Source organism: Acinetobacter sp. GFQ9D191M (assembly GCF_011174875.1).
In the GTDB taxonomy this organism is placed as follows: Bacteria; Pseudomonadota; Gammaproteobacteria; order Pseudomonadales; family Moraxellaceae; genus Acinetobacter.
In genome coordinates, this window is record NZ_JAALGV010000091.1 from 1 (window position 1) to 4425 (window position 4425).

3 protein-coding genes and 3 pseudogenes are annotated in these 4425 nt (G+C 34.6%); 2 read left to right on the forward strand and 4 right to left on the reverse strand.

What is annotated here, in order from left to right:
- Window positions 1-48: 48 nt before the first annotated feature.
- Window positions 49-528: a cysteine hydrolase family protein gene (locus tag G5T77_RS13135; protein WP_065995571.1), complete on the reverse strand. Its 480-nt coding sequence runs from the start codon at window positions 526-528 to the stop codon at window positions 49-51.
- Between the two features lie 54 nt (window positions 529-582).
- Window positions 583-1077, reverse strand: a pseudogene (locus G5T77_RS13140) (IS982-like element ISAba9 family transposase); the annotation flags it as partial.
- 132 nt (window positions 1078-1209) lie between these two features.
- On the opposite strand from G5T77_RS13140, the gene blaMCA reads away from it, so the two are divergent.
- Window positions 1210-2382, forward strand: coding sequence for an MCA family class C beta-lactamase (gene blaMCA, locus G5T77_RS13145; RefSeq protein ID WP_079863305.1), 1173 nt, complete (start codon window positions 1210-1212; stop codon window positions 2380-2382).
- Window positions 2383-2639: 257 nt separating this feature from the next.
- Here blaMCA and G5T77_RS13150 read toward each other — a convergent pair whose 3' ends face one another.
- Both G5T77_RS13150 and repM read right to left on the reverse strand, forming a co-directional pair.
- Window positions 2640-3164: a plasmid replication DNA-binding protein gene (locus G5T77_RS13150; RefSeq protein ID WP_039090898.1), complete on the reverse strand. Its 525-nt coding sequence runs from the start codon at window positions 3162-3164 to the stop codon at window positions 2640-2642.
- Window positions 3165-3242: 78 nt separating this feature from the next.
- A pseudogene (repM, locus tag G5T77_RS13155) lies at window positions 3243-3971 on the reverse strand (replication initiation protein RepM); the annotation flags it as partial.
- Window positions 3972-3978: 7 nt separating this feature from the next.
- Between repM and G5T77_RS13160 the strand changes: the two are divergent.
- A pseudogene (locus tag G5T77_RS13160) lies at window positions 3979-4425 on the forward strand (DDE-type integrase/transposase/recombinase); the annotation flags it as partial.

Below are 4425 nucleotides of genomic sequence, written 5' to 3' on the forward strand. Positions count from 1 at the left end.
CATTTCTACTTGGGGCTTACATGTGCATTTCGTATAACGCCCATTATGTTAAATCATCGTATTAGAAGATAAATTTTCAGATGTAGTAATTGATCTAAAATGATGTTTCCAAAGTTGAATTCCTAAATTTCCACTTCGATCTAAAGAAGAACCTACAGTTAAATCTGTAACTAAGCAGGGGAAAAGACCAGCATCAAATAATCTAAAACCAGCAGCAAGAACACACGTATCCGTTTGGATACCACATACATAAACTTGTTGAGTATCTAAACCTTTCAAATACTGAATCAAGTCATCTGTTGGAGAATATCCATACTTAATAAATACTTTCTCTACTTTTAGTGGACATTCATCAAATTCCGATGGAGCCCAATTTAGCTGGCTTTTGAAGGGAACTATTGATTCATCATGTAGTTCTATAGTCGCGATTGAATGAACCGAAGGCAGCAATTTTTCTAATTTTTGTATTAACCAGTTAGGAGGATTAAAAGTTGATTGAACATCAATTATTAACAGGACTGGTTTCATAAATAATAACAAATTAGTTTTAGTAAATTGATTTTATCAAAGAGAAGCCTTTTGAGCAAAGGTATAACCCGAAATCATGCCTGAAAGATTAATGACGATATGAGCTTTGAAACCATAATATTTTTCTTGTTTTGCAGCACAATAACTAAAACCTGCGTATTCTTTAAAGTTTTTATGCTTTCTCGCTCTGGTATAACTACAGACAGGGAGTGGGAAGCCATCAATAAAGTGAATGTTATCTGAACCATAACGCTGAATGAGCTGTGCCATAATGGATTGACTGACATGCCACAGGTTTGCACAATGTTTACAGAAATTGGGATAAGATCCTAATTTTGGAAACCATTCTAACCAATTGTTTTTGAAATACATCCAAATATTTTTGTCTGTATCTAAACCAAGAAATTCACCTACTATTTGCATAGTGATGATTTCTGCATCAGTAACAGCAGGCGGAAAACCACGAGTTCTCAGGGGCTGAGTAACAACAATGGGATAAAGTTCTTCTATGATTACATAGACAAAAATGATAAATTCTTCAATGGACATAACTTTGCTTTAATTTCTTGGTGGAAACTAAAATAGGGTTATGTCCTTTTTATTTCAATCACTTAAAAAGTTGAGATTGGGGTTTAGTATATGAGATTATATGTGCCATCTTTTTTAAAGAAATTTAACCTAATGTTTTTTAATCAAAAATATTTTTTTCAAGCAAGCTTCATTACGATGGTTATCGGTTTTGGTATGAATTTAAATGCAAGTGAAGTCAGTCAAAATGAGAAAAATATTGAAAAAGTTGTTACCCAATCATTTAAGCCACTTATAGATGAGTATGGTGTAGCTGGTATGGCTATAGGCGTAATTTACAACGGTAAAAGTTATGAAAAATATTATGGTGTCCGATCTAAAGATACAAATGAAAGCGTAAATAGTCAGACACTTTTTGAGTTAGGTTCTTTAAGTAAAACTTTTACTGCTATTTCAGGAACATATGCCAATAATCAAGGTAAAATATCGTTCAACGATCATCCTAGTAAATACGTCCCTGCTTTAAAAAATTCAGAAATTGATAAGGTAAATTTATTAGAGTTATTAACTTATACAAGTGGCAATTTGCCATTACAATTTCCAGATAATATCAAAACTGATAAGCAAATATTAGAGTATTTCAAAAATTGGAAAGTAAAGAATCCTCCTGGTACTTATCGTGAATACTCAAATCCAAGTATAGGACTTTTTGGGTATCTAACTGCAAAATCGATGAATGTTCCTTTCTCTTCATTATTAGAGAAGACTGTTTTTCCTCAACTTAATTTGAAACATACATACGTCAATGTTCCAGAAGCACAAAAAACGAACTATGCTTTTGGTTATGATGAAAATAATAAGCCAATTCGAGTTAATCCTGGTCCATTGTCGGATGAAGCATATGGCGTTAAATCAACACTCCCAGATATGCTTAAGTTTGTAAATTCGAATCTTAATGTAGATACAAATAGCCCTGCTATGAAAAAAGCTATACTGGATACACACAAAGGATATTTTAAAGTTTCTGATAGCGGTATGACACAAGCACTTGGATGGGAAATGTTTTCTTATCCCACTACTTCTGAAATTCTACAGGCTAGTAATTCAAAACAAATCTTATTGGGCTCAAATCCTGTTGTAAAAGAATTATCGCAACCAAAATCTAAAGTTTTTCATAAAACAGGTTCGACTAATGGCTTTGGGGCGTATGTTTTATTTATTCCAGAAGAAGGATTTGGATTGGTTATGTTAATGAATAAAAAGATACCAAATGTAGATCGTATTAAGGCTTCATATAATGTTTTTGAGACATTGAAAGATAATTAACTTTCTCTAAAATTAACATAATACACCTTATACGAAACGTCCAAAAAATTTCCTTTTAAAACAATGTTTTATATCTGTAAAAACAGCCTAAGCACGCTCTCTTAGGCTGTTTTAGCAATTTTTCTTGTTCCACGCTCAATAAGTAAGCAATGTTCCACGGTTTTATTCAGTTTTAATAAACCTCATCCGGTTTTTTGATGAGTCATTATTTCATGTGCTTGCACTGAAATTGGCTCATCAAAAAATTGGAGTCCTGGCTAACCATAAGGAAGGAAAAAACGGCTCAGGAAGCCTCTCTTTTTAGGTTCAGGCTCAACGTGTTCTGGGACAGGGATACGTTTGTTCTCTGGAGTAGTCAATCCGTCATCTTTAGGTGGAACGACTATTACCTCTTCCTTCATTTCTACAATGGGAGCTGATTGAGGGAGTTCGAGTTCACTAGGGTCTTGAATCTTTGGTTTGGGTGCTTCCAGTAGACGTTGCATCGTCTCAATTTGATTTTGATAAAAGGATTCACGCTCTTTTGCATCATCAAGCTGATTTTTCAGCATGTCTATCTGTTGCCTAAGTAGTAAAACTTCTGCCGAATTTGGACTGTCTATTTTTACAGATTCTTTTACATCTAGTTTTTTTGAAGGTTCGCCAAAAACACGGATAGCTTCAGCCAGATCAATTTTATTATCAGAATTTTTACTTAAAATTCCTTTCTTTATGTTGTTGTAAATCGTTTGTCTATTGATATTGTAAAGCTTAGAAAGCTCAAGAACTGTAAGGCTTTTCATGCTGTAAATCTATGCCTAACTCTGTCAAAAGTTGTTGTCTATTAGACTGCCTAATAGACAAATGATCAAGTATAAATTTTAGGCAGCTTGATAGCCAACTTTTTGAAGATAAGGGAATAATTCTTGGAATTTTTCACTATCTTGAAGCATTTCAGCAATACGTATAGCGAATTGTGGATAGCTTTCTGTACCCTGAGAATACTTACCCATTTCTGGTAGTTCGGAAAGTTTAGTAGCGAATAAGTGGCGTTGCTTATCTGTCATTCTCGAGAACAGATCAGTTGTATTAGGGTCTCTATTAGTTTCTATAGATCGAATAGTTGCTTTCTTTGGCTTAAAGCTAAAAGAAAATCCTGAGATTGAACGACCTTTTTTATGCTGTTCGTATTTAACAGTTATATCTGAAAATTCGTTGATTTGATCTACTGCAATATCTAAAACACGTCTCTTAAATGCTTCCATTCGAGTGTATTCGTTAACACCTATACCAAGTTGGCTACGAAATTTATTTAATTCATAAACAGGCGTTTTCCCTACAGACTTCCATTGCATTAAGAGCTCATAAAGACGTACTGCATAAACGCTTTTGAAGTCAGCAGTTTTTTTCAAATGATAACTAGTAAAATACTGTTCAAACCCATCTATTTTAGTGACATGTTCAATTACCACACGAGTTAAGGTAACTAAAATTCTTCCTTCACCTTTCCGATAATTAGCATCTTGAATCCAGCGACTTTTTGTTAAAGTTCCATCTTCATTGGTAATCGTAAATTGTCTTTTAAAAAGAGAATCTTCTGCTTCAATTAATGCTAAATACTGCTGGAATCACAAGCGGGTTTACCGCATTTACTGTGAGTTGGCACTAAATCTGCGTATTAAACCGAGAAGAAGACTAAAACGGCACGCGCCTGAACCATTGAAAGAACCAATCCGAGAAAATCAGGTCTGGTCATTAGATTTTATGCATGATCAGCTGATCGATGGTCGAAAGTTCCGATTATTAAATGTGATTGATGACTACCGTCGAGAAGGCTTAGCGATTGAAGCAGGATTCTCATTACCTACAATCCGAGTTATTCGTACGTTGAATCAGTTGCTGGAGTGGCGAGAAAAGCCGTTAGTTATTCGGTGTGACAATGGCCCGGAGTTTATCAGTCATGAATTTGTACGCTGGGCTACTGAGCACGGTATTCGTATTGAATATATTCAACCAGGTAAGCCACAGCAGAATGCGTATATTGGTAAGCATCCGGCTAACACA

Bases quoted from the DNA above. Each gene is read 5' to 3' on its own strand.
- G5T77_RS13150 (WP_039090898.1), bottom strand. From the start codon at position 3,164: ATGAAAAGCCTTACAGTTCTTGAGCTTTCTAAGCTTTACAATATCAAT.
- blaMCA (WP_079863305.1), top strand. From the start codon at position 1,210: ATGTTTTTTAATCAAAAATATTTTTTTCAAGCAAGCTTCATTACGATG.
- G5T77_RS13135 (WP_065995571.1), bottom strand. From the start codon at position 528: ATGAAACCAGTCCTGTTAATAATTGATGTTCAATCAACTTTTAATCCT.